This is a genomic window from Cellulomonas cellasea, from assembly GCF_030372105.1.
GTDB classification, from domain to species: Bacteria; Actinomycetota; Actinomycetes; order Actinomycetales; family Cellulomonadaceae; genus Cellulomonas_A; species Cellulomonas_A cellasea_A.
The window spans coordinates 31,816-53,499 of sequence record NZ_JAUDBQ010000020.1 but is presented as its reverse complement, the minus strand read 5'-3'; the positions used below and the strand labels follow the sequence as shown (position 1 = coordinate 53,499).

General features: G+C 71.9%; 35 protein-coding genes. 4 read left to right on the top strand and 31 right to left on the bottom strand.

Annotated elements, in window-relative coordinates:
- The 22 genes from QUV83_RS16285 to QUV83_RS16180 all read right to left on the bottom strand — a co-directional run.
- Positions 1 to 228: hypothetical protein (locus QUV83_RS16285; protein WP_289565978.1), on the bottom strand; the 228-nt coding region annotated here is incomplete at its 3' end.
- Positions 229 to 314: 86 nt separating this feature from the next.
- Positions 315 to 437, bottom strand: a complete 123-nt coding sequence (locus QUV83_RS16280; protein WP_289565977.1) for a hypothetical protein — start codon at positions 435 to 437, stop codon at positions 315 to 317.
- The gene (locus QUV83_RS16275; RefSeq protein ID WP_289565976.1) at positions 434 to 739 is read right to left on the bottom strand and encodes a DUF4406 domain-containing protein; all 306 of its coding nucleotides are present in this window, start codon (positions 737 to 739) and stop codon (positions 434 to 436) included. Before QUV83_RS16275 ends, QUV83_RS16280 begins: the two co-directional genes overlap by 4 nt.
- Positions 739 to 1,587, bottom strand: a complete 849-nt coding sequence (locus QUV83_RS16270; protein ID WP_289565975.1) for a hypothetical protein — start codon at positions 1,585 to 1,587, stop codon at positions 739 to 741. The genes QUV83_RS16275 and QUV83_RS16270 overlap by 1 nt, the downstream gene beginning before the upstream one ends.
- Complete coding sequence (locus QUV83_RS16265) at positions 1,584 to 2,444, bottom strand: PD-(D/E)XK nuclease-like domain-containing protein (protein ID WP_289565974.1); 861 nt, start codon at positions 2,442 to 2,444, stop codon at positions 1,584 to 1,586. Before QUV83_RS16265 ends, QUV83_RS16270 begins: the two co-directional genes overlap by 4 nt.
- Entirely contained in the window at positions 2,441 to 2,812 is a 372-nt protein-coding gene (locus QUV83_RS16260) for a hypothetical protein (RefSeq protein WP_289565973.1), read from the bottom strand. Before QUV83_RS16260 ends, QUV83_RS16265 begins: the two co-directional genes overlap by 4 nt.
- Before the next feature lie 44 nt (positions 2,813 to 2,856).
- Complete coding sequence (locus tag QUV83_RS16255) at positions 2,857 to 3,258, bottom strand: hypothetical protein (protein WP_289565972.1); 402 nt, start codon at positions 3,256 to 3,258, stop codon at positions 2,857 to 2,859.
- 76 nt (positions 3,259 to 3,334) lie between these two features.
- A complete protein-coding gene (locus QUV83_RS16250) occupies positions 3,335 to 3,697 on the bottom strand; it encodes a hypothetical protein (protein WP_289565971.1) in 363 nt (120 codons plus the stop codon).
- Positions 3,694 to 3,981, bottom strand: a complete 288-nt coding sequence (locus QUV83_RS16245; RefSeq protein WP_289565970.1) for a hypothetical protein — start codon at positions 3,979 to 3,981, stop codon at positions 3,694 to 3,696. Before QUV83_RS16245 ends, QUV83_RS16250 begins: the two co-directional genes overlap by 4 nt.
- Positions 3,978 to 4,175, bottom strand: coding sequence for a hypothetical protein (locus QUV83_RS16240; protein WP_289565969.1), 198 nt, complete (start codon positions 4,173 to 4,175; stop codon positions 3,978 to 3,980). The genes QUV83_RS16245 and QUV83_RS16240 overlap by 4 nt, the downstream gene beginning before the upstream one ends.
- Positions 4,176 to 4,287: 112 nt before the next feature.
- Complete coding sequence (locus QUV83_RS16235) at positions 4,288 to 4,482, bottom strand: hypothetical protein (protein ID WP_289565968.1); 195 nt, start codon at positions 4,480 to 4,482, stop codon at positions 4,288 to 4,290.
- Positions 4,479 to 4,664, bottom strand: coding sequence for a hypothetical protein (locus QUV83_RS16230; RefSeq protein WP_289565967.1), 186 nt, complete (start codon positions 4,662 to 4,664; stop codon positions 4,479 to 4,481). Before QUV83_RS16230 ends, QUV83_RS16235 begins: the two co-directional genes overlap by 4 nt.
- Positions 4,661 to 4,993, bottom strand: a complete 333-nt coding sequence (locus QUV83_RS16225) for a hypothetical protein (RefSeq protein WP_289565966.1) — start codon at positions 4,991 to 4,993, stop codon at positions 4,661 to 4,663. The genes QUV83_RS16230 and QUV83_RS16225 overlap by 4 nt, the downstream gene beginning before the upstream one ends.
- Complete coding sequence (locus QUV83_RS16220) at positions 4,990 to 5,352, bottom strand: hypothetical protein (RefSeq protein ID WP_289565965.1); 363 nt, start codon at positions 5,350 to 5,352, stop codon at positions 4,990 to 4,992. Before QUV83_RS16220 ends, QUV83_RS16225 begins: the two co-directional genes overlap by 4 nt.
- The gene (locus tag QUV83_RS16215) at positions 5,349 to 5,651 is read right to left on the bottom strand and encodes a hypothetical protein (RefSeq protein ID WP_289565964.1); all 303 of its coding nucleotides are present in this window, start codon (positions 5,649 to 5,651) and stop codon (positions 5,349 to 5,351) included. The genes QUV83_RS16220 and QUV83_RS16215 overlap by 4 nt, the downstream gene beginning before the upstream one ends.
- Complete coding sequence (locus tag QUV83_RS16210; protein ID WP_289565963.1) at positions 5,648 to 5,845, bottom strand: hypothetical protein; 198 nt, start codon at positions 5,843 to 5,845, stop codon at positions 5,648 to 5,650. The genes QUV83_RS16215 and QUV83_RS16210 overlap by 4 nt, the downstream gene beginning before the upstream one ends.
- Positions 5,842 to 6,210, bottom strand: a complete 369-nt coding sequence (locus QUV83_RS16205) for a DUF7432 family protein (protein WP_289565962.1) — start codon at positions 6,208 to 6,210, stop codon at positions 5,842 to 5,844. The genes QUV83_RS16210 and QUV83_RS16205 overlap by 4 nt, the downstream gene beginning before the upstream one ends.
- 72 nt (positions 6,211 to 6,282) lie before the next feature.
- The gene (locus QUV83_RS16200) at positions 6,283 to 6,477 is read right to left on the bottom strand and encodes a hypothetical protein (RefSeq protein WP_289565961.1); all 195 of its coding nucleotides are present in this window, start codon (positions 6,475 to 6,477) and stop codon (positions 6,283 to 6,285) included.
- A complete protein-coding gene (locus QUV83_RS16195; RefSeq protein WP_289565960.1) occupies positions 6,474 to 6,827 on the bottom strand; it encodes a hypothetical protein in 354 nt (117 codons plus the stop codon). Before QUV83_RS16195 ends, QUV83_RS16200 begins: the two co-directional genes overlap by 4 nt.
- The gene (locus QUV83_RS16190) at positions 6,827 to 7,618 is read right to left on the bottom strand and encodes a DUF6551 family protein (protein WP_289565959.1); all 792 of its coding nucleotides are present in this window, start codon (positions 7,616 to 7,618) and stop codon (positions 6,827 to 6,829) included. Before QUV83_RS16190 ends, QUV83_RS16195 begins: the two co-directional genes overlap by 1 nt.
- On the bottom strand, positions 7,615 to 8,382 hold the full coding sequence (locus QUV83_RS16185) for a hypothetical protein (RefSeq protein ID WP_289565958.1): 768 nt from the start codon (positions 8,380 to 8,382) through the stop codon (positions 7,615 to 7,617). The genes QUV83_RS16190 and QUV83_RS16185 overlap by 4 nt, the downstream gene beginning before the upstream one ends.
- Positions 8,379 to 8,660 (bottom strand): helix-turn-helix domain-containing protein, encoded by a 282-nt coding sequence (locus QUV83_RS16180; protein ID WP_289565957.1) that lies wholly within the window; start codon positions 8,658 to 8,660, stop codon positions 8,379 to 8,381. The genes QUV83_RS16185 and QUV83_RS16180 overlap by 4 nt, the downstream gene beginning before the upstream one ends.
- Positions 8,661 to 8,839: 179 nt before the next feature.
- Here QUV83_RS16180 and QUV83_RS16175 point away from each other — a divergent pair, with 179 nt between their 5' ends.
- Positions 8,840 to 9,703: a helix-turn-helix domain-containing protein gene (locus QUV83_RS16175; RefSeq protein ID WP_289565956.1), complete on the top strand. Its 864-nt coding sequence runs from the start codon at positions 8,840 to 8,842 to the stop codon at positions 9,701 to 9,703.
- Positions 9,704 to 9,711: 8 nt separating this feature from the next.
- Positions 9,712 to 10,101 (top strand): ImmA/IrrE family metallo-endopeptidase, encoded by a 390-nt coding sequence (locus tag QUV83_RS16170; protein WP_289565955.1) that lies wholly within the window; start codon positions 9,712 to 9,714, stop codon positions 10,099 to 10,101.
- A gap of 1 nt (position 10,102) precedes the next feature.
- Here the strand turns inward: QUV83_RS16170 and QUV83_RS16165 are convergent, their stop codons facing one another.
- Together QUV83_RS16165 and QUV83_RS16160 are read right to left on the bottom strand one after the other, a co-directional pair.
- Positions 10,103 to 11,350, bottom strand: coding sequence for a tyrosine-type recombinase/integrase (locus tag QUV83_RS16165; RefSeq protein ID WP_289565954.1), 1,248 nt, complete (start codon positions 11,348 to 11,350; stop codon positions 10,103 to 10,105).
- A 257-nt stretch (positions 11,351 to 11,607) separates the two neighbouring features.
- Positions 11,608 to 12,054 carry a very short patch repair endonuclease gene (locus QUV83_RS16160; RefSeq protein WP_289565953.1) on the bottom strand — a complete coding sequence of 149 codons (447 nt, stop codon included), beginning with the start codon at positions 12,052 to 12,054 and terminating at the stop codon, positions 11,608 to 11,610.
- Positions 12,055 to 12,117: 63 nt separating this feature from the next.
- On the opposite strand from QUV83_RS16160, the gene QUV83_RS16155 reads away from it, so the two are divergent.
- Positions 12,118 to 13,281, top strand: a complete 1,164-nt coding sequence (locus QUV83_RS16155; RefSeq protein ID WP_289565952.1) for a DNA cytosine methyltransferase — start codon at positions 12,118 to 12,120, stop codon at positions 13,279 to 13,281.
- A 3-nt stretch (positions 13,282 to 13,284) separates the two neighbouring features.
- Here the strand turns inward: QUV83_RS16155 and QUV83_RS16150 are convergent, their stop codons facing one another.
- Positions 13,285 to 14,829, bottom strand: a complete 1,545-nt coding sequence (locus tag QUV83_RS16150; RefSeq protein WP_289565951.1) for a glycoside hydrolase family 43 protein — start codon at positions 14,827 to 14,829, stop codon at positions 13,285 to 13,287.
- Positions 14,830 to 14,910: 81 nt separating this feature from the next.
- The gene (locus QUV83_RS16145) at positions 14,911 to 15,153 is read right to left on the bottom strand and encodes a hypothetical protein (RefSeq protein WP_289565950.1); all 243 of its coding nucleotides are present in this window, start codon (positions 15,151 to 15,153) and stop codon (positions 14,911 to 14,913) included.
- 221 nt (positions 15,154 to 15,374) lie between these two features.
- On the opposite strand from QUV83_RS16145, the gene QUV83_RS16140 reads away from it, so the two are divergent.
- A complete protein-coding gene (locus QUV83_RS16140) occupies positions 15,375 to 15,587 on the top strand; it encodes a DUF1918 domain-containing protein (protein WP_066585832.1) in 213 nt (70 codons plus the stop codon).
- A gap of 2 nt (positions 15,588 to 15,589) precedes the next feature.
- Here QUV83_RS16140 and QUV83_RS16135 read toward each other — a convergent pair whose 3' ends face one another.
- The 5 genes from QUV83_RS16135 to QUV83_RS16115 form a co-directional block, all read right to left on the bottom strand.
- Complete coding sequence (locus QUV83_RS16135; protein WP_289565949.1) at positions 15,590 to 16,300, bottom strand: alpha/beta fold hydrolase; 711 nt, start codon at positions 16,298 to 16,300, stop codon at positions 15,590 to 15,592.
- A gap of 56 nt (positions 16,301 to 16,356) precedes the next feature.
- Positions 16,357 to 17,088 (bottom strand): DUF5701 family protein, encoded by a 732-nt coding sequence (locus QUV83_RS16130; RefSeq protein ID WP_289565948.1) that lies wholly within the window; start codon positions 17,086 to 17,088, stop codon positions 16,357 to 16,359.
- A gap of 92 nt (positions 17,089 to 17,180) precedes the next feature.
- Entirely contained in the window at positions 17,181 to 18,389 is a 1,209-nt protein-coding gene (locus tag QUV83_RS16125) for a cobalamin-independent methionine synthase II family protein (protein WP_289565947.1), read from the bottom strand.
- A gap of 71 nt (positions 18,390 to 18,460) precedes the next feature.
- The gene (locus QUV83_RS16120; protein WP_289565946.1) at positions 18,461 to 21,394 is read right to left on the bottom strand and encodes a helix-turn-helix transcriptional regulator; all 2,934 of its coding nucleotides are present in this window, start codon (positions 21,392 to 21,394) and stop codon (positions 18,461 to 18,463) included.
- Positions 21,376 to 21,609 carry a hypothetical protein gene (locus QUV83_RS16115; protein WP_289565945.1) on the bottom strand — a complete coding sequence of 78 codons (234 nt, stop codon included), beginning with the start codon at positions 21,607 to 21,609 and terminating at the stop codon, positions 21,376 to 21,378. The genes QUV83_RS16120 and QUV83_RS16115 overlap by 19 nt, the downstream gene beginning before the upstream one ends.
- Positions 21,610 to 21,684 lie beyond the last annotated feature (75 nt).

Here is a 21,684-nt window from a genome sequence, read left to right as displayed (position 1 = left end):
GGACTCGATGTCGTCGCGGAGTCGGTCGGCCGTCGGTCGGCCCTGGGCGATGGCGAGGTAGGCGATCAGGTTCGCGGTCCGCTGCTCGGTGGCGAGGGTGAGGGTCGCGTGGACCTGGGCGCGGGTTGCGATCCGTATGCCCTCAGGTTCGGTGCGGGAGGCGACGCTGAGGAGCCTCCTGACCGCCGTGGCGTGGTCGGTCGGTAGCGTGGTGCTGCTCGTCGTCATGACGGGTCCTTCCGGTAGGTGTGGGGAGGGCGCCCGGCCTGGGCTGTGCTTGGTGGCTGGTGCCAGGCCGGGCGCGTGGGGGTGGGTCAGGTGTGGCAGGGGCATCCGCAGGCGCAGATGTCGTCGATGTCGTCGTTCCATGCGGTGCCGGAGCAGGCGGCGTGCTTCCCGCCGCGGCAGTCGGGGTTCTGGGGCGGGGTGCGGGTCATGCCGCCGCCTCCCACCGGTCGATGGGGAGCACGGTCATGCCGAGCTGGTGGGCGACGTGCACCTCGAGGCATGCACCTCGCGACTCCTGCCAGCCGGGGAGCACGGCGATCGCGTCGGCCGTGACGACGAGGCCGATGTCCTCGCGCAGGTAGTCGGCCCACGTCTTCGCCTCGTCCGCTCCGCCGTCGGCGGGGTTGAGGACGTCATGGCCGAGAGTGCGCAGGCGCTCCTCGGCCGCGTTGAAGGCGGGGAAGTTCCAGCCGGGGTAGCCGGTCATCGGGCCGGAGATGTAGACGCGCATCACGCACCGCCCTCGACGTCGAGTGCGGCGACCTTGGCGGCGAGACCGTCGATGGCCCACGCGGCTTCGGTCTCGGTGAGGTCCTTGGAGGACGTGATCTCGCGGCCGGCGATGCGGGAGAGTCCGGCGAGCTTCGTGTCGCGGTCCATGTCGAGGCGGGTGACGAGCGTGTGGAGGCGCTTGGACTGGGCCGGGGTGATGCCGGGCTCGACGACCTCGGCGTCCTCGATCACCTCGGCGGGCGCTTCGGGCTCGGCAGGCACCTCCTCCTGGCCCAGCAGTTCGGCGGCGGTGACACGCCCGGCGGTGACGTGCGTGGGCCGTGTCGGCTGGCCGGCCCCGTCGACCTCTGCGCCCAACTCCTCGGGGGAGTAGATGACACCGAGGAGCGCGTCGGACGCGGCCATGCGGCAGACCTCGGTGATGGCGCGGGAGCGGAGCATCGCGGCGGGGTAGGACGTCCAGACGCCCTTGCCGACGAGCCCGGCCTGGCGGGCCTTGGACAGGTCCCACTCGGCGACGTACTCGAACTCGGGGTCGTCGGCGCGGATGAGGACAGCGCGGGCCGCCTGGTCGTTGCCGGTGACGCGCAGGCGGTGCCCGGCGCGGCGGACGAGTGCGGCCATGAGGTCGGCGGAGGCGGACGGCTTGCCTTCGATGACGTGAATCGAGGTCAGTGCGTTGATGCGCTCGATGCCGAGTGCGTCGGCGAACTCGGCGGCGAGGAACAGGTTCGCAGGGTTGTCGCGGTACGCCTGGGGGAGGAGCCGGGACGGGGCGAGCGCGCGGGCCCACTCCTGCTTCTCGACGACGCTGCCTGGTCGGGTGGTGGTGATCTCGGTGCTCATGCTGCTGGCTCCTCGTTCTGGATCTCGTAGTAGCGGGGCGGCTCGACGTAGTGGACGACCGGGTCGTAGCCGGGCCATTCGCCGGTCTCGCGGCAGTGGTGGAAGGTGTCGATGGCGCGGCGCATCCGGTCGCGGCCGATCTGGGGGAAGGTGCCGCCGAGCTCGATGACGGACACGAGGTGGGGTGCGGCGGACTCGACGACGATGAAGACGAACGCGGTGTCGTCGTCGCCGCGGACCTGGCGGAGGACGGCCTGGTACCACTCGGCCTGGAGGTCGTAGCCGTAGTCGGCGGCGGACCTCTTGAACTCGGCGGGGTCCGCTGAGCGCCCGGTCTTGAGGTCGACGGCGATGGTGCGGCCGGCGGGGTGGGCGTCGGGGAGCCGGTCGATGCGGGCTCGGAGCCAGACGCCCGTCTCAGGGTCGGGTGCGAACAGGGACGCTTCGGACCGGCCGGGACGCTCGAGTAGTGCCCGGGCGAGGGGGTGGCTCAGGACGGACTCGGCCATGGTGTTGATCTCGGCGATGACGTCGGCCTTGAGCGGGACCTTCCCCTCGGCGCGCGCCTGGGCGATGAAGTCCTTCGCGGCCTTGGTGCTGGTCGCGCCGTTGGCTGCGAGGGTGTCGGTGGGGATCTCGACGGTGTCCAGCCCGACGCCGAGGACCTTGGCGTGGACGGCGTGCCCGACGTCGTAGACGTCCTTGTAGACCGGGTGCTGCCGCTCCCACTGGTACAGCGCGGGGGACTTGAGGATGGTCCGGGCACCAGAGCTGGACAGGGAGCCGCCGGGCACGTTCTTGTCGGCGTGGTATTCCGCGTCCGTGAGGTCGTAGATGCCAGGCTCGGTGATGATCACGCGGCACCGCCGAGGATCAGGTCGGCGAGCCGGAGTGCGGCGGGCGTGGACTCGGCGTGCATCTTGATCTCGCCGTCCTCGGTGCGCCCGAGGGTGAGGGTGCCGATGGGGCCCGACTGGTTCGTGATCGCGGCGTTCAGCAGGTTGACGAATGGCCCCATGCCGTCGATGACCACGGCCTCACCGTCGAGCCAGTCCGCGACCGCGAGGGCCACGGGCGGGGACCAGAGGGCGATGTGGCGGGCGTCGGACAGGTGGGGCTTGTCGAAGGTCTCGGCCACCACCATGTCGTCCCCGACGACCATCGGTGAGAACCCGTTGGGCGCGCCCTCATGGCTCCATGGGCCGGGCGTTGCCGCAGATGCCATCTCCCGGATGCGTACTGCTGCGGCTCGGAGCCGCTCGACGGGGGTCACGCGACACCGCCGAGGGTCTTGGCGATGGCGTCGCGGATCTGAGCGGCGAGGTGCCCCTGACCCTGAGTCACGGCGGTGCTCACGACGTCGTCGAGGTTGCTCCAGTCGACGAGGCCGTCCTCGATCAGGTAGGGGTCGCCCTCCCACGAGTTGGGCAGCACCGCGAGCACGGCCCGCAGCGCGTCGCTGAGCATGGGGACGGTGGTGCGGGCGTCGGCGATGAAGACCGTGTCGGCGTGGTAGCCGCTGCTGACAACGACATCGCCCCCGTACGCGTTTACGTCGTAGGTCCAGTCGGGACGGGTGTTCACCTCGACGTCATGGCTCGGGACCCACGGCCCCTCGGTCGCGGCGTTGGTGACCCGCTCGATCTCGTCGAGCTTCTCTCCGATGTTCACGCTGCACTCCTGTCTGGTCGCCACTGCGGGCGGTCGGCTGGTCGGTGGGTGCGCTGGTGGGCGCGGGGGAGGGGGGTCACGAGGTGGGCTCGGCGGGGGCGAAGGTGTAGGAGCCGCCGTGCCACTCGGTCTTGATGGGGAAGGTGATCGACCCGCGCATGACGTCGTCGCAGTTCTCGAACCAGTCGCGGAGGCCGCACGACTCGGCATCGAATCGGCCGAAGTGGCGGACCTCGATCTCCTCCGACAGCCCGTCGCCCTCGTGCCACTCCTCGGGCGAGTGCCAGGGCTTCCCGTCCTCGATGCCCGAGTTGACCCAGGACTCGCACTCGCACTCGTAGTGCGCGTGGCAGTCAGACTCGGCGGGCGCGGTGCAGGTGAAGGAGTAGCGCGGGTAGCCGTCGCGGTCCCACTCGACGGTGACACTGTGGTCGCTCACTTCCCCGCCCCCCGTCCCGCGACGATGGCGACCCGCACGCAGATGCCCCCGCCGGCGGTGATGAGCAGGACGGCGAGGATGGTGCCGCCGGAGAGGTGTGGGGTGGTCGAGCCGATGAGGAGGCCGACGGTGACGAGCAAGCAGCCGAGGAGGTAACCGACGACGGGCTGCGGGGTGACGGTGACGACGGGCTCCGGCTCACCCCATGCGATGCCGTGGAGGGTGCAGAACGCCTCGTCGTAGACCTCGGCGAGCCACTGCGGCTCGATGGGCTCGGCGGTCATCGGTCGACCACCGCGACGAAGATCAGCGCCACCGCGAGGATGACGAGCGTGATCGCGGCGCTGATCCACAGTGGCGAGAGAATCCACCACCACGACCAGGCGATGACGCCAGTCAGCTTGAGGACGATGAACGCGATGGTCAGCAGGCCGGTGAAGCCGATGCCACCGGAAGTGGTCGAGCGGTCGCTGCTCATCGCGTGACCTCGCCCTCGGCGATGCAGTCGGCGCAGGCGGTCGTGATGCCGTCGCTGCCGGTGCTCAGGTCGTCGCGGGTCTCGGTGCAGAACGTGCAGGTCGTGATGGTGCTCATGCCACTGCCCTCCGGATGTCGTTGGTCTGCGGGTAGTCCCAGCCCTCGTCGCGGGCCCAGTGCTCTGCGGCGATCGCGTCGAGCTCGGTCTGCTGCTCGGCTTCGATGGCGGCGTAGTAGGCGTCCCGGTCGGCCTCGTGTCGGGCCTCGTGGCGCTCGGTGTAGAGGGAGTCCTGGAAGTCGGCGCTCACGGCTCGACCTCCGTCACGAGCTCGACGGTCGTGGTCTGGCGGACGTAGTGAACGTCGGCGTACGCGAACGCCGCGCCGTCTCGCCTCGCCAGGTCGGTCGTCGGCCACCACTGGCGGCGGCTCGGCCACATGTGCGACCAGTCGACGCAGGTGCACGCGGCGTAGAGGGTCCGGGTGCTCATGCGGCACCCCTACGGGCGATGCGGGCGGCCATCTCGAGCGCGGACCGCACGGGCGTCGGGTGGCGGTCGCGCTTCGACGCCTCGATCTCGCGGGAAACCTGCGCGCGAACGGCGGCCTCGATGAGGGGGGCGGCGGCCACGATCGCCTGGTCCGTCGCCCAGCGCGTCCGCATCCGGACGACGGGGCTAGGGCTCCCGTCCCGCTCGTTGACGACGACGCCGTTCGCGTAGCCGAGGATCGAGATGCGCGAGTCGCGGAGGTCGATCAGAGTGTCCTCGACGGCGCCGTAGCCTGCGATCTGCGCGGCCGTCAGGTCGATGTCGCTCATGCGGCACCGCCACGGGCGATGCGGGCGGCCACCTGGGCGGCGTGCCCCGCGTTGGTGAAGCACGTGTCACAGGTGGGCCCGGTGAAATCGTGGCCGCACACCCAGCGGAGGTGACCGGGCTCAGAGATGGTCCCGATGACGTACTGCTGCCCCCACTCGAGGATGTCTGCCGCCACCTCCGCCCACACGGCCGCCTCGATGAGGGGGGCGGCGGCGGTGACGACGGGATGGACGGTCGCCCGGTTGGATGCGCGCTGCTCGTTGGTGAGGTTCTCCCACGAGAGCCCGCCCCTGTAGTGGCGCTCGTAGTTCGCTCGTGCCGCTGCCTCGACAGCCTCGGTCAGGTCGATGGCGCTCATGCGACACCGGCCAGGGATGCGGGCCAGGTCGACTCGATCCGCACCGTGACGCCAGCGACAGCGCCGGCGCGGATGAACCCGTCGAGACGGAGCGAGGGATTCGGCCTCGGCTCCGCGGTGATGTCGAGGTGCGCGGCGGCCTGCTGGGCTGCGGCGTCGGTGCGGTAGAGCAGATCCAGGCCGCCCCACGCGGAGACCCTCGCCATGATCAGATCCGTCTCCACGAGCGCGCGGTTCGTCGCGAGCAGGTTCAGGGCGGCGAGGGTGTAGGCCGGGGTGCCCGGCTTCGGGGCGCTCATGCCGCACGCCCCGGCAGGTACTCGGCGAGAAACTCGGGGGTCGTGACGTCCGTGCCGAGCCAGTCGCGCTCGGCCTCGACCTGCTGGCGGATGCGCTCGGCCTCACGCTCGGCGATCAGGGCGCGGACGTCGGACTCGACAGCGGCGGCGTCAGCAGCGAGCGCTGGTCGGAGGAGGGCCAGGACGCGGATCATCGGGTCACCTCGACCGGCTCCGGCTTGGCCGGGATCTCAAGGCCCTCGGCCTTGCAGTACGCCTCGATGCGGTACCGGTAAGTCGGCGTGGCCCCGGCGAGAGCGGCCTCGTAGTCCGCCTTGCCGTCGTCCCAGGTGGCCTGCGCGGACCTCAGCGTGTTGTCGAGCTCGGCGTCGGTCCGAGGGCGCTGGATCTCACCGTCGTCCGTCACCGTCAGGCCGAGGCGCCCAGCCTCGATGAGCGCGGCGACGAAGTGCTGGCCGAGGGTCGGGTACTGCACGAGCGTGGACAGGTAGGCGGACGCGATCGTGACCGGCTTGCGCTGGTGCTCGCTCAGGTCACCGTGGGTGCTGGGACGTGCCATGGGATACTCCTCAGGTAGACGTGATGCGGGCGGTGACCTCTGGCTGGGGGCCGCCCGTGTTGCTGGGTGGGGTCAGGCGTCGGCGAGGGAGTCGATCCACTCCCGCAGTGCCGTGTCGGTGATCAGGTACTCGCCGCGCGAGCCCGTCTTGGCCCGCAGCGGCGGAGGGAAGACCGTCGGGTCCGTCGCTCGGATCGCCTTCCGCAGCGTCTTCTCGTCGTACGGGGTCTCCGCGGCGGCGTCCTTGAGCTTCATCAGCGCCTTCACGACGGCCGCCTCTCGATGACGTAGCCCGGCTGGACGATGTCGAGCAGCGCGGCCGTGATCGCCTTGACCTCGCGCGGCTTGAACGCGGACGGACGGCGGACCACCTGTTCGGCCAGGGCGATCCACGCCGCTGACGCGGGTCGACTGGCGAGGTGCTGGCGGGCGCACTTGATGTGCCACCAGCCGCGGCGGTAGTGGGTGATCTCCTCGCCGGCCACCGTCGGCAGTCCGCAGTTCGGGCAGGCGGTGTGGCGCTGGCCGTAGACAACGCGGCTGGTGTCGGCGTCGTAGCCGACCGCGCGCTCCACCGGGGTGCCGGCGGCGGGGACGATGCGAAGGTCCGGACGCATCAGGCCTCCCAGTACGGGAGACGGTTGGCGCGGCGACCCTTGTTGTGCAGCTCGACGACCAGACCCGCGATCGTCGCGGCCAGCGTGTAGCGGGAGCCCGTGCTGCGCGCCTTCGCCTTGGAGATCAGGGCGAGCGGGGAGCCGAGCAAGGCGAGTTCGCGGGTGATCTTGTTCGCGTCGGCCTCGGGGTGCTTGATGAACACCATGCCGAGTCCGGAGACGATCTCTTGACGAACGCCGTCAGGGTTGTGGCCCCACGCGGTGGTGATCGTCTGGATCGTGGTCCGCACCGCGCCCTGCTGGAAGCCCTTCCGCTTGATGCCGGCACCGAGGTAGACGCGCTCAAGGGCGCCGACCGCAGCGAACTTCCGCTGCTCCTTGCCGCCCTGCACGGACCACCCGCTGTTCGAGAGGATGTCGTTGAGGATCAGCGCGATCGGGTCGCCCTCGACGAGTCGGACCTTGAACCGCTGGAGCGGGTGCACCTGCTTGGTGGTGTTCAGCTTGCGGAACAGTGCAGCCTCGTCCTCGACGCTCAGGCCGATGTAGACGAGGCACAGCACGGTGGCGTCGTCGCCTTGCGCCATGCGTGCGGCGGCGGATCGGTGCTGGCCGTCGACGATGTGGTGGCTGCCGTCGGAGCGCTCGGACACCGTGATGGCTCCGAGGGCGGATGGGTCGAACCTCGCGGCGATGCGGGATGCACGGTTGAGGTCGAGGCTGCGCTGGACGGCTGGGTCGACGATCAGGTCGCGGACCCGGATCTCCTTGATGATCGGGTGGATGCTCACTTGGTAGGCTCCGTTCGAGAGGTGAGAAGGCGTCGGATCTGTGACAGGACAGGCGTCAATCGGGAGAGGTCGCGCAGAACCTGCGCGGCCTCTTCTGCTGTGACGGAGTCGTCCAGCAGGGGCTTGGTGGACCACTGATCGGTCCAGGCGTCGAGTGCCGGGATGATCGCCATGCGGAGCGCGTAGAGGTCGGTGCCCTTCTTCGGGTCGACCGTGGGCGGCTTCGGGGCGGGCCGGGTGTACGTCTTGCCGTCGAGCCCGAGGACCGCGGGGCGCGGGGCGGCCTCGTCGAGCACCTCACCGGCGGCCGGGTCGAACGGCGGAGGAGTGACGAGCGGCGCGGCGATGCTCTCCGAGGTATCGACATCGCGATCGACCACGCGGGTGGGCCCAGGTGAAACATCAGGTTTCACCTGGGCCGCGCGGACGTCGCGGACGGCCTGCATCTGTGACACCCCGACGGCGGGTGCGATCTGCCGCGTGGAGAGGGCGGGCGACCCGTCCACCTCGACGCTGAGCGAGGCGACCAATTCGCGCCGGATCGCCGGGGCGAGTCCAGCCGTGCGGTCGCCGAACTCCGCGGTCGCGTACTCCGCCCACGACTCATACCCGAGCGCCAGGTCGGCGCGGCGGTCGCGAGCCTCGCGGATCGCGGCGGACAGGTTGTCCAGCACCCCGGCCGCGCTGTCGAGCAGCAGGCCGATCCGGAGGGTTAGCCGTCGGGCGTCCGCCTCGGTAAGCAGGGGAGTCGTCTCGATGGTCATCGTGCTGCCTGCCGTCGCGCCGGAACGCCAGGCGCGATCGGCTTACGAAGCGGCCCGTGCCACACGTTGAGCGTGTCGATGCCGAAGGCCTTGGCCCACGCAGTGAGGAGACGGTCAGACGCCTGCTTGTTGCCGCTCTCCACATTGGAGATACCGGCCGCGGTGATCTGAACTCCGTGCTCCCGGATGCGGTCAGCGAGCTGGTCCTGGGACCAGCCGTGCGCCTTCCGAAGATCGGCTATGCGGACCATGGGTCCGAGGGGTTCTGTTGCTGGCATGTCGCCAACAGTAGCGACAACTCCCGACAACCACAACGACAGCGACCAACATCACCCGACAAGTATGGCCTGACCTGCGGAATCACACCGATGTCATCCGTGACCTGGGCTCTTGTTCGAACGCCTAGTTGTCGTCGATGCGCTGGACTTGTCGCGCCCTGTCGGGGGATGCTAGCCACATGGAAGACAGATCCGGCAGCGGCCCCGATAGCGCCGAGGTAGGGCCCCGCGCGGGGGACGCCCTCGGCGAGGTCGTTCGTATGCGACGCGAGCAGGGGGGTCTCAATCAGGACGAGTTGCAGGAGCGTGGCGGCCCTGGCGAGGTGACTGTCCGCAACATCGAGAACGGTCGCGCGCAGCCCAGCCTCAAGACCCTGGCCAAACTCGACCAGGCTCTGAACTGGCCGGCTGGCCTCGCGTCCGAGATCGCGGGCAAGCGACCGCGGCGGGCGCCGCTCGGAGAACTCCTGGCGCTTGCGATGGAGTCGGACACGGTGCCGCGCGCCGCTCCTCCGAAGGCTCTCCCGTCGCGAGCTGCGACTACTTCTGCCGCGGTGATCGAGGAAGCGGCACGCATCGTGAATCTCGGAACCCGCCTCGTGACCGACCTCTCGACGTTCGAGCGGGAACTCGTGGAATCGGCGGATGCAGCTGAGATCCGGCACGCGTACTACAAGGTGGGCGTCCTGCCGGACGTCCTGAACATGTGGTTCGGCGCGATGCGAATCACCGGGGTCATCGACCCGCTACGCGAAGAGTTGCGCCATGACCCCATGTTTCGGGATCGCTTGCGCCTGCCACCCCCTGCGCCCGGCTCCAAGCCGATGGTGCCCAATGACGAGGAGACTCGCGATGACCGTTCCGCCCCCAGTACGCAGGCCGGGGGGAGCCCGGCCATGACGCGAGACCCTGACGCGGAGAAGCAGGAGGAGGCCGAGCGTCTCCTCGACGAGCTCATGTCACAGGGCGACTACAGACTGGCCGCCCACGAGCCCGATGACGACATCGAGCAGGAGCAGGAAGAGACCGAGCGCGAGCCCTGAGGAGGACTGTGCAGGATCTGATCGACCTCGCAATGGCGCGAGGCCTCCGCGTGGTGTGGCGGAACCTGGGACGTCGCCGCGGTGAGTACCGGCATCGGCACGGGCTCATCGTGGTGAACCAAACGCTCTCGGTGGCGCAACAGCGCGCGACGATGGCTCACGAGCTGGGCCATGCCGCCTATGGCGACGAGGCGGTCGATGCAGCACTCGAGCGGCGTGCGACGACGTACGCCGCTCGGCTGCTCATCAGCCCAGTCGAGTACGCCGCCGCCGAGCGCCTCGTCGGGTCGCATGCTGGCGCCCTCGCCAGGGAACTGGGGGTGACGCGCGAGATCGTCCTGGCGTGGCAAGAGCGACGGCGGGTCAACTTCATCCCCACGCAGCGCGCGCCCTCGTAGGTCAGGCCTCGATTCGGGGCGCGGGGACGCCGAGCCCCAGCCTCGTCGCCACATGCTCGAGCGCCTCGCGGGTGCGGGCATCAGTGGTGTGCAGGTAGGCCTTGGTCGACAGAATCGTCGAGTGCCCCATGATCGCGGTGATGGTCTCGTCGTCGACCCCCGCCTCTCGGAGGATCGAAGCGGTGGTGTGCCGGGCCTCATAGAGGTCATACCGGCGCCCATTGCCATCCTCGTCGACGCGCGCCACCTGAGCCGTGTCGACTATCTCGACCCATGCCGCCCGGTCGAGCGCGTCACTACCCGGGCGCCCATCGGGGCGCGGCCACACGAGGCCGTGGGGTGACGCGGGGCAGATGTCCCGCCAGGCCAGCAGCGCCGCCTCCATCCACGGCACCATCGGGATAACCCGCAGGCCGGACGCTGTCTTGGGGCGCACGAGGTGCAGGGCGCCGTCGAGCTGGCGGCTGATGTAGCCGTCGGGGGTGCGGAAGCCAGACGTGCGGTCGCGCGTGACCTTGTACGGGAGCGCCTGCAACTGCCAGGACACCTCGATCCGGTGCTTCTCGAAGTCAACGGCGGACCAGGTGAGGCCGAGTGCCTCAGCGGGGCGCATCGCCTCCATGAAGGCCGCGGCCCAGCGCGAGGAGTCGGGGCGCTCCGACGCCACGGCGAGGATCGCGAGCGCGTCGGGCAGTGGGATCGCGTCACGGTCCGCCTCGTTCCCCAGCGGCCCTTCGGTGGCCAGGACCCGCGGGGGGACCGAGTGGCCCTCGACGAGTGCGTCCTTGAGCATCTTCGTGAGCACGGCATGCGCGCGGACCGCCGTCGATCCCTTGCGGCCTGCCTTCCGGATGGCGACATTGACAGCGCGGATGTCGGCCGGCGCGAGGAGGTCGAGGCGGCGGTGGCCGATCGTCGGGATGATCCACGTCCTGACGGCGGACCGGTTGGTGGCCCACGTCTTCGGCCGCACCTGCGTCTCGGTCACCGTTAGCCACTGCTCCGCCCATGTGCGGACCGTCGTCTTCGCGGAGACGCCCGCGACGGGGGTGCCGCTCTTCGCGATCTCGCGCTGCTTCTCCTTGAGCTTGGCCTCGCATGCGCGCTTCGTCTTGGCCGAGACGGTGATCCGGCGCCGGGTGCCCTTGGCTGTCCAGCCTGCCTCGATCGTGGCGACGTACAGCCCGTCGGACGCCCGTTGGTACACGCCTCCGGTGCCGTGTGGGCGGCGGGTCTTCTGCTCGGCCATTTGGGTCCTCCACTGTAGCCAACACTGTAGCCATTCTGGGGGTATCCCCAGGGTAGGTCAGGGTATATCTGTGCAGGTCAGAGTGCATAGACCCGGGTCCTAGACTACACGACCCTCTCACTCGTAATGAGAAGGTCAACAGTTCGATTCTGTTAGGCGGCTCCAACAAGACAGCAGGTCAGAGGCCCCTTCGGGGGCCTCTTTCTGCGTCTGGCCACGGGCGCGCCCGAGGAGCCACGAGCCCGTGGAGCCCGGGGTTACGGCTTCTCGTGCGGCGGCTTAGGGGCCGCCGAACGGACGGCGGCCTCGACGGCGTTCGCGACGACGGCCGGGTCGTCATGCTCCCAGAAGCGCATGACGGTCCACCCGGCGGCGGCGAGCTGCGCGTCGGTGTCGAGGTCGCGGGCGCGGTTGCGGGCGACCTTCTCGGACCAGTAGGTGACGTGGGTGGCGGGCAGCCGGTGGTGCTCGGGGCAGCCGTGCCAGTAGCAGCCGTCCACGAACACAGCGATGCGCGAGCGGCTGAAGACGAGGTCGGCGGTGCGGCGCAGGCCGGGCAGCGGGCGGGCGGCGACCCGGTACCGCAGGCCCCGGGCGTGCACGGCACGCCGCACGGCCAGCTCGGGGGCGGTGTCACGGGAGCGGTTGCCCTGCATGGACCTCCGGACGGCTGGCGAGCTCGCCCATGAGGCTGCGTCGGTCACGCCACCACCGTACGACGGGGCGCCGCCGGGGGAGCGCGCGGGGGGCTCCCTAGGATGGGCCCCATGCCGACGCCGGACGCACCGCTGACTGTGAAGCCGCAGGTCCTGGAGTTCTTCGCCGGCATGGGCCTCGCCCGGCTCGGGCTGGAGGCCGCGGGGTTCGACGTCGTGTGGGCGAACGATTACGAGTCGGACAAGCGCGCGCTGTACCAGGGGCACTTCCAGGATGAGGCGGCGGGGCACACGTTCGTCTTGGGGGACATCGGCCTGGTGGCTGGTGCGGACTTGCCGCGTGGGGCCGCGCTGGCGTGGGCGTCGTCGCCGTGCACGGATCTGTCATTGGCTGGCGGGCGGGCGGGGTTGGCCGGACGCGAGTCGGGGGCATTCTGGCAGTTCACCCGGCTGCTGGACGAGTTGGGCGCGGATCGGCCCGGGGTCGTGGTGCTGGAGAACGTGGTGGGCCTGGCCACGTCGCACGGCGGCGCGGACCTGACGGCGGCGGTCCGGGCGTTCAACGCGCTGGGGTACTCGGTGGACGTGCTGACGCTGGACGCGCGCCGGTTCGTGCCGCAGTCGCGGCCCCGGCTGTTCCTCGTGGGGGCGTTGAACCCACCTGCGGATGGCGGGGCGCCGAGTGCTGAGCTGCGCCCGGACTGGCTGCGGCGCCCGTTCGATGACCCCACGCTGGTGACGCATCAGGCGGCGCTCCCGGAGCCGCCCGCGCTGCGCAGCACCGGCTTGACGGGCCTCACCGAGGACCTGCCTGACGAGGATCCGCGCTGGTGGGACGCGGTGCGGACGCAGGCGTTCCTCGACTCGCTGTCGCCGGTGCAGGCGGCCCGGGTGCAGGCCCTCCAGCGGGCTGCCGCGGTCAGCCGTCGGACGGCCTACCGGCGGACCCGCAAGGGCGTCGCGGTGTGGGAGGTGCGCGCCGACGACATCTCCGGATGCCTGCGCACCGCTCGCGGCGGGTCGTCCAAGCAGGCAGTCGTCGAGCTCGGAGACGGTCGGGTGCGGGTGCGGTGGATGACACCGCGCGAGTACGCGCGTCTCATGGGCGCCGCCGACTACGACTTGTCCGGGGCGCGCACGAACCAGGCGCTGTACGGGTTCGGTGACGCGGTCGCCGCGCCTGTCGTCGCGTGGCTCGCCACGCACTACCTGCGCCCGCTGGTGGAGCGCTCGGCGTCGAGGATGACGGCGGAGGTCGTGGGCGCCTCCCGCTGACCGTCAGGGCGTCGGCGGGGCCTGGGGCTCGTAGACGAACTCCTCGATGGTGGCGCGGGCGGAGGTGGGCCCGAGGGCTCCGTCGGCGAAAACACCTAGGTGGACGCCCAGGAACCCGCCGGCCTCCTCGGTGCTGAGGAACGACCGGTCGACCTCCGCCAGGGTGAGCGGCCGGGCCTGCCCGGGGCCGTCGAGCGTGAAGGTGTAGTTCGTGTCGTCGCCGGTCACGCGCAGGGTCACCGGGCCCCCGGGCGCTGGCGCGCGTGCGAGCACCTCGCTGCCGGCTGTGGTGCGGGCGACCACGCGGACCTCGAGGGCTCCCGTGTCGTCGAGGCCGAGCGCGAGCGTGACGAACCGGTCCTGGTGCATGAACACCACGAGCCCGGCCTGCTCGTCGCCGGTGAGGCCGTCGACCCGCAATCGGCAGGTGGCGTGGAACCGCAGGTGCTGCTGGCGGCGGGCGACGAACGTCGGGGCGCCGCAGCCCTCGAGGCGTGCGGTGGAGGGGGTGAGGACCAGGGCGCCGTCCTGGGGCGCCATCCGGTCCGCGACCGGGCCGCGCAGGCTGGACCAGCCCTGCAGGGCAAGGGAGGCTCCGGGATCGAGGGCCTCGACGTGGCCCGGCGCCGCGTCGCCCTCATCGCGCACAAGCACCGCGCCGACGCCTGGCGCGAACACCGGCCCGTCGGGCGACCACTCGACGGGGACCAGGAAGGTCTCGCGCCCCAGCACATGCGTGCCCGCGACGGGCCGCACGCCCAGGACGACCGCCCACCACTGCCCGGACGGGGTGTCGACCAGGTCGGCGTGGCCGACGTTCTGGACGGGGTGCCCCCTGCCGACGTGCCGGTGGGTCAGCAGCGGGCTGCGGGGATCGGTGGAGTACGGGCCGGTCACGGCGGTGGCCGTCGCGGCGGTGACGGCGTGGTGGCGCTCGGTGCCCCCCTCCGCGGCGAGCAGCACGTAACGGCCGGCATGCAGGTACAGGTGCGGGCCCTCCACCCACTGGCCGCTCAGGGCGCCGTGCCACAGCACATGCGTCTCGCCCACGAGCCGGAGTGTGGCGAGGTCCAGCTCCCGCATCCACAGCTCGCCTGGGCCGGTGGCGGAGGGGGCCACGGCGTCCCGCGCGGCGGTGAGCCAGCAGCGCCCGTCATCGTCGAAGAACAGCGACGGGTCGATCCCCTCGGCGTCGAGCTCCGCCGGATCCGACCACGGGCCGGCGGGATCCGTGGCGGTGACGACGAAGATGCTGGCGCCGGTGCGCTCGCGGGCGATGCCGGAGACCACGTAGAACACGCCGTCGTGGTGGCGGATGGTCGACGCCCAGACCCCGTCTGACATGTCCAGGCCGTGCAAGTCCACCTGCTCCGGGCGGTCGAGGACGTGGCCGATCAGCTCCCACTCGACGAGGTCCTGGCTGCGGTGCACCGGGATGCCCGGGAAGTAGCCGAAGGACGACGTCACCAGGTAGTACGTGTCACCGACCCGGCACACCGACGGGTCGGGGTGGCACCCCGCGAGGACGGGGTTGTCGATGGCGCGCACGGCACGGACCTCCTCGTTTCCGTGCCCGCCGATCGGCGGTGCACAGGACGCCAGTGTCCAGGAGACCGGGCCACGGCCCGGTCAGTCCTCCAGGCGCTCGATCTTGGGGCTGTTCAGCGCGACGCGCCGACGCTCCCCATTCCCGAAGTCGACGATGACGGCTGCGTCGCCGTCGAGTGCGATGACGCGGCCGAGGCCGTGCCGCTCATGCGAGACCCGTGTGCCGACTGGCAACGGGACGATTTTGGCGAGCGCCGCCTCGCGTGCGGCATTGAAGGGACTGTTCGGCAGATGGCGGGGTTTCCCGGCGGGTCGGTAGGGCATCTCTACGATCTTCCACTATTGCGGGGCTTCATGTGGACACATGTCCGGTATGCGCAGTCCGTCAACCCCTTCGGCGGGGTCGTCGAGGGCTGACCGGACGCATCTCACACGGAGACGGGCGGGCTCCGGCGAGCACGTGTCATCCGCGCGTCGGCGGGGCAGGATGGGAGGAAGGGCGCCGACACCGGCGGCCGATCCCGTTCGAGCACTGGGGGAGTGCGATGAAGGCAACCGTGGGGGATCGCATCATGAGCAGCTCCGGGGTCGTGGGCGGGCACGTCCGCGAGGGCCTGGTGGTGGAGCTCAGGCACGCCGACGGGACACCACCCTTCGTGGTGCAGTGGGACGACTCCGGGGAGCGGACGCTGGTGTTCCCCGGCCCGGACACCACGCTGCGCACAGCCGACGGGCACGTGGCCCCCGGCCCCGTGTGACATCAGGCGGGAACGGCGTTGGCGGGAACAGGGCTGGCGGCGCGCCAGCGGTGCGCCGCGTCGAGCAGCACCCGGTTGAAGGCCGTCGGCGCGTGGCTGTTCACGTCATGCCCCGCGCCGGGCACCACCGTCAGGCGCGCGCTCGGCAGCACGGACAGGTAGCGCCGCTCGTCTATCCGCAGCGGATCGCGGATGCCGTTCACCAGCCACACGGGCAGCCGCAGCAGGCGCAGGTGCGCCAGCGACGAGTACCCCTTGAGCGCGCCCAGCATGTCGCTCACGACATGCCAGTCGTCGCCGCCCAGCCCGAAGGCCCGTGACATGTGGTTGGTCACCCGGCGGTACGCCCCGATCGGCTTGCCGCGGATCTCGGCGGAGCAGCCCGCCAGCACCGCCCCGGCGAGCTTGCGCTGGTGGGAGGCGGCGTAGGCGAGCGACGCGTACCCGCCCAGGGACAGCCCGACCAGCAGCGGCGGGGTGGGGCAGGAGCTCACGGCGTCGTCGATCGTCTCGAGGGCCGCGTCGAAGGTGAAGCGCTCGCCGCCGCGCGAGCCATGGCCGGGCAGGTCCACGGCACGGGCGTGGTGGCCTGACGTGGTCACCGCGGCGGCCTGGCGGTCCCAGATCGCCGAGGACGTGCGCATGCCGTGCACGAACACGAGCGAGGCGGTGATGGGTGACTCCTCTACGGGTCGCCCGCGGCGCGAGTCCACGGGTGAGGCTGCTGGACTGACGCTCGGAGGGTAAGGCGTCCGGCTGTGGACGGCTCTCAGACTCCCTGACGCCCGGCGGCCGACGCGGCCCCGAGCCAGGTGTGCGGGTTGCGGTCCCAGCACCAGCCGAGTTTCGCACGGCGCTCGCTGATCCACACGGCGGGCACCCGCTGGTTCCCGGCTCGCGACCCCATCAGCGAGTAGCACTTGTTGGGGCGCAGCATGTCGGGCCGCACGACGGTCAGCGCGATGCCCTCCGGGATGGTCAGTGGCGTCCGGTCCCGGCCGCGCACCGTGACCAGCGCGGCCTCGGGCGGCGTCCCGCAGAACTCCGAGCCGGTGTCGATGCCGTGCAGCAACCACACCGGGCCGGCCGGCTGCTCGACGCCCTCGATAGGCCGGTACGTCGCGAGCTCCTCGCGGTCGATCACACTGACGCCGCGCTGGCGGCCGCGTCGCATCGCGGGCACCGCGTCGTTCAGGTCGTGGCCGTGCTCGGCGAAGAGGTCGGGGCTCAGCACCAGCACGAAGGGCACGGAGTCGTCACCGGCGTCGGCGGCGGGAGCCGGCAGGGCCGCGAGGGCAGGGCGCAGCGGCTCCGCCAGGGCGCGCAGGCCCGCGGCGTCGAGGCCGAGCAGTCCGGCCACGCCCAGTTCCACATACGCCTGGATCTGGCGGTCGAGCTCTGCCTGCCGGTCGGCGGCGGGGTCGTAGGCCGTGGCGGTGGGGGACGCCTCGGCGCTGACAGTGGGCAGCAGCGGGTCGACAGGCGTGATCACTGTGGGCATGCGAGCGGAACGCTCCCGAGGGCCCGGGTTCTTCCCGGGCCGGCTCGTCGCCTCGCGGAGGGGACGAGCCGGCCGGTCAGATCAGGGCGCGATCAGCCCCAGAGGCGCTGCGAGGCGATCTCGGCGCCCTGCACCAGCGACTCGAGCTTCGCCCACGCGATCTGCGGGTGCACGCGGCCGCCGAGGCCGCAGTCGGTGGCGGCGACGACGTTCTCGCGGCCGACGCGGGTCGCGAAGCGCTCGATGCGGTCCGCGACGAGCTCCGGGTGCTCGACGACGTTCGTGGAGTGGCTCACCACGCCGGGCAGGATGAGCTTGCCGTCGGGCAGCTTCACGTCGTCCCACACACGCCACTCGTGCTCGTGGCGCACGTTGGCGGCCTCGAAGGAGTACGCGCCGGCGTTGACCTCGAGCATCGTCGAGACGATGTCCTTCATGGGCAGGTCGGTGGTGTGCGGGCCGTGCCAGGAGCCCCAGCACAGGTGGTAGCGGATCTGGTCCTCCGGCAGCCCGCGCAGCGCGTGGTTCAGCGCCTCGACGCGGACGCGCGTGAACGCCAGGTAGTCCTCGAGGCTCGGCTCGGGGCTGATCTGGTCCCAGCTCTCCGCGATCGACGGGTCGTCGATCTGCAGCACCAGGCCGGCCTCGATGATCGCCACGTACTCCTCGCGCAGCGCGTCGGCGCACGCCCAGACGAACTCCTCGTCGGTGGCGTAGTGCTCATTGGCGATGCGGGCGGCGCTGCCGGGCGCGATCGAGGTGATGAAGCCCTCGGCGACACCCGTCGCGTCGAGCGCCGAGCGCAGGTTCGCGACGTCGGAGGCGATGGCCTTCTGGCCCGTGTACGTCAGCGGCCCGGTGCACTTCGGGAACGGCTTGGGGCCCTCGGCGGCGAAGATGCCGCTCGCCGGGTCCGTGTACGCCTCGCGGAACCGCACCTGGTCGCGGCGGTTGCCGAATCCGGTGAGGCGGATGTCGCCGGGCGACGACGTGTGGTCGGCGGTGGCCCACGCCATCGCGGTGTCGAGCTCCAGGCCGCCCAGCCGCTGGAACGAGTACGACCACCAGGCGCCGTAGTCCACGGCGGAGCTCATCGACTTGCCGAACTCCCCGTCACCGGGGACGGAGATGCCCAGGTCGCGCTGGCGGCGCACCAGGTCGAGCACCGCGTCGGAGAGCAGGGCGTCATAGCCCTCGGCGGTCCCGCCGGCCTCGCGGGCGGCGTTCGCGGCCAGCAGCTCGGGCGTCCGGGGAAGGCTGCCGGCGTGCGTGGTCTGGATGCGGTCAGTGCTGTGGATCATGGGGCGCCTCGAGTCATGCAGGAATGGGTGGCGCCATCGTGGCACAGCAGGCCGGGAGGCCCTGTGGGTGCTCAGCCTTCGACCCGCGCCCCTATGAGCCCGCGTCGGTGCGCGACGTCGACGGCCTCCGCGCGGCCCGACGCCCCGAGCTTGGCCAGCAGGTTCGACACGTGCACGCTCACCGTCTTGCCGCTGATGAACAGGCGCTCGCCGATCTGCCGGTTGCTGAGCCCGTCGGCCACGAGGGCCAGCACCTCCGCCTCGCGGGCCGTCAGCAGGTCGACCGCTGGCGCGCGGACGCCGGGCACGTCGAGGCGGCCGCGCCGGGCCAGCGCGGCGACCCAGGCCCGCAGTGGCTCGGCGCCCATCTGCTGCGCGTCGAGGAGTGCGCGGGCGGCCTCCCGTGACGCCCCGAGGCGGTCGCCGGACGCCAGCAGCGCCTCGGCCCAGCGGGCCCGCGTGCACGCGCCGTCGTAGTGGTGGCCGTAGGCGAACGCCTCGGTGGCGGCCTGCCAGCGGGCCGGGTCGGCGGCGCCGTCGAGCCGTGCGCGCTCCGCCTCGGCGCGCGCCAGCCAGGCTTTGCCCTCGGGCCCGAGCCGTCCGCCCCTCGGGCGCCCGCGCTCGGCGGCGGCCCGGGCGCGCTCGATGAGCTCGGAGCCCAGCGCGAGGCGTGCGGCCGGGTCGGCGCCCGCGTGGCGGTCCCGTTCGGCGCCGTCCGCGAGGGCGCCCAGGGCCAGCGCCGCGAGCCGGATGCCGCCCAGGAAGTTGTCGCTCCAGGTGCGGCCCAGGTGGTCGATGAGCTCGAGCGCCAGGTCGACGGCCTCGTCCCCCCGGCCGGCCCAGGCCAGGGCCTCGATGGTGCAGCCCCCGGCGATGAGCGCGAGCTGCCCGTCACGGTCCCAGGAGGACCGCATCGCCTGGCCGCGCTCGATCACGTCCGCGTCGCCGCGCGCCACCGCCGAGTAGAGCTCGATGGCCGCGAAGAGCGGCGCCATCGACGCCGGCGCCGGTGGGTGGTCCTGCGGAGCGGGGCTCAGGTCGCCCAGCGCGTACCGCACGATCTCCGAGAACGCCCACACCGTGACCCCGCCGACGCTCAACGCCAGCCCGGCGTCGCGGGCCTGCGCCGTCGCCTGTGTGGCGATCGCGTGGGACTGGGCGAGCTGCCCCGCGTAGTAGTGCGTGGTCGCCAGGTTGTGGAGCGTGCGCAGCTCGGTGGCGAGATCGCCCGCCTGCCGAGCGCGCGCCGCGGACTCGGTCAGCAGCGCGGCGGCGCGCTCCGGGTCGTCCACGACGAGCACCGCCAGGGTGGTGAGGGCGTCGGCCTCCGCGCCGGCGTTGCCGACTGCCCGGGCGCTGGCCACGGCCGACTCCGCGCTGCGCTCGGCCTCCTCGTCCAGGTCGAGGTTCATCGCCGCGCGGGCGTGGGTCGCCAACGCCCAGGGCAGCGCCTCCGGGCTGGGGGCCTCGGCCAGGGCGGCCAACGCCAGCCCGGCCTCGGTGTGCGCGTCGCGCACCCGGTCGTCGGCGAGCAGGCGCCGGGCCAGCAGTGTGCGGACCTGCGCCTGGCGGGTGACGTCGCCCGTCGCGGCCTCGACCGCCCTCGCCGCCAGTGCGATGGCGCGCTCGAGCTCGCCGCACCGGCTCGCGGCCCTGGATGCCGCCAGCAGCACGTCCACGAGGTCCGCCCCCACCAACGCGGCGGCTCCGGGCACCGCGTCCCACAACTCGAGCACCGTCTCGCGCTGGCGCAGCTCCTCGACGTGGGCCAGCACCTGGGCCGCCGCACGGGCGGCCGCGTGGGAGGCCCGCAGCGCCGTCGGCAGGTCGTGGGCGCGCATGGCGTGCACCGCCACCTGGGACGGTAGGCCGAGCGTCGGGTCGGCCTCCATCGCGCGCAGGTAGGCGCGGTGCAGCGCGACCTGGTCGCCCGGCAGCAGGTCCGCGTAGACGGCCTCCGCCAGCAGCGCGTGCCGGAACGCGATCCGCTGGTCCTCGCCCTGCAGCACGTGATGGGCCACGGCCTCGCGCAGCACGGCGTCGAAGCCGTGCGCGGCGTCGAGCTCGGCGCCCGCCGCCTCCTGGGCCACGGCGCGCAGCAACGGCTCGTCGACGCGCCTCCCGGCCACCGAGGCGACCTGGGCGAGCCGCTGCACCGCCGGGTCCTGCTGCTCGAGCCGGCTGCGCAGCACGTCGCGCAGCGTCCACGGCAGGGAGTCGTCGTCCGCCGCCGTCGTCTCCAGCAGCTCTTCGGCGAAGAACGCGTTCCCCTCGGATCGCTCGCTCACCCGGCGCAGCTCGGCCTCGGGCAGCGCGCGGCCGAGGGTCGCGGTGGCGAACTCGCGGAGCTCGTCGACGGTGAACGCGGGCAGGTCGATGCGCTCGACGCGGGGGTGCCGGGTCAGCTCAGCGAGCATCGGCCGCAGCGGGTGGCGGCGGTGCAGATCGTCGGCGCGGTAGCTCGCGACGACCAGCAGATGCTCCTGCCGCAGCCGCGCGAGCAGGAACCGCAGCACGTCCCGGCTCGACGGGTCGGCCCAGTGCAGGTCCTCGATGACCAGCAGCAGCGGCGCGCCCGCGCGGCCCACGGCGCCCAGCACCTCGGTCAGCCCGTCGAAGAGCTGCAGCCGGCTGGTCTGGTCCTCGCCCGCGGGCAGCTCATGGGCGCCCGCCGACAGCAGCCGCCCCAGGGCAGGGCGCGACGTCAGCGCCCCGCCCACCGCCTCCGGCTGCAGGGCGCGGAGCTGCGACAGGGCCTCCGCGAAGGGCAGGTACGGCAGCCCGATCTCGCCGAGGTCCACGCAGTGCACCGTGACGACTGTGGCGCCGGCCCGCTGCGCCAGCTCGGCGCTGCGCTGCAGCAGCCGGGTCTTGCCCACACCCGCGTCGGCCCCGAGCAGCACCGCGCCCGGGCGCCCCTCGGCCGCCCGGGCCAGTGCCGCGGCGATCTGCTCGACCTGCTGATGCCGCGCCACGAACTGCGTCGTCATCGAGGTGCGGCCCATGTCCCCGATCTTGTCAGGCCCCACCCACGCCCGGCCCGCCGGACCGCACGGCGGACCCGGGCGAGCAGCCCCACCTCGACCACCCTCCGCCCGATGACGCCGCCCTCGTCGTCCCTGCCCCACGGGCGCCCGCCGATGCCCACCAGGTCCGCGAGCATCCGCTCCCGCCGGTACGCCAGCTCGGCCTCCAAGCCCTGCCCCCACATGTCGTTCATCGCCTTCTCCTGTGTCCGATGCGCGCCTTCTTCCGCGTCTCGCACAGTGGCCCTGAGGCCCGGGCCGACGGATCA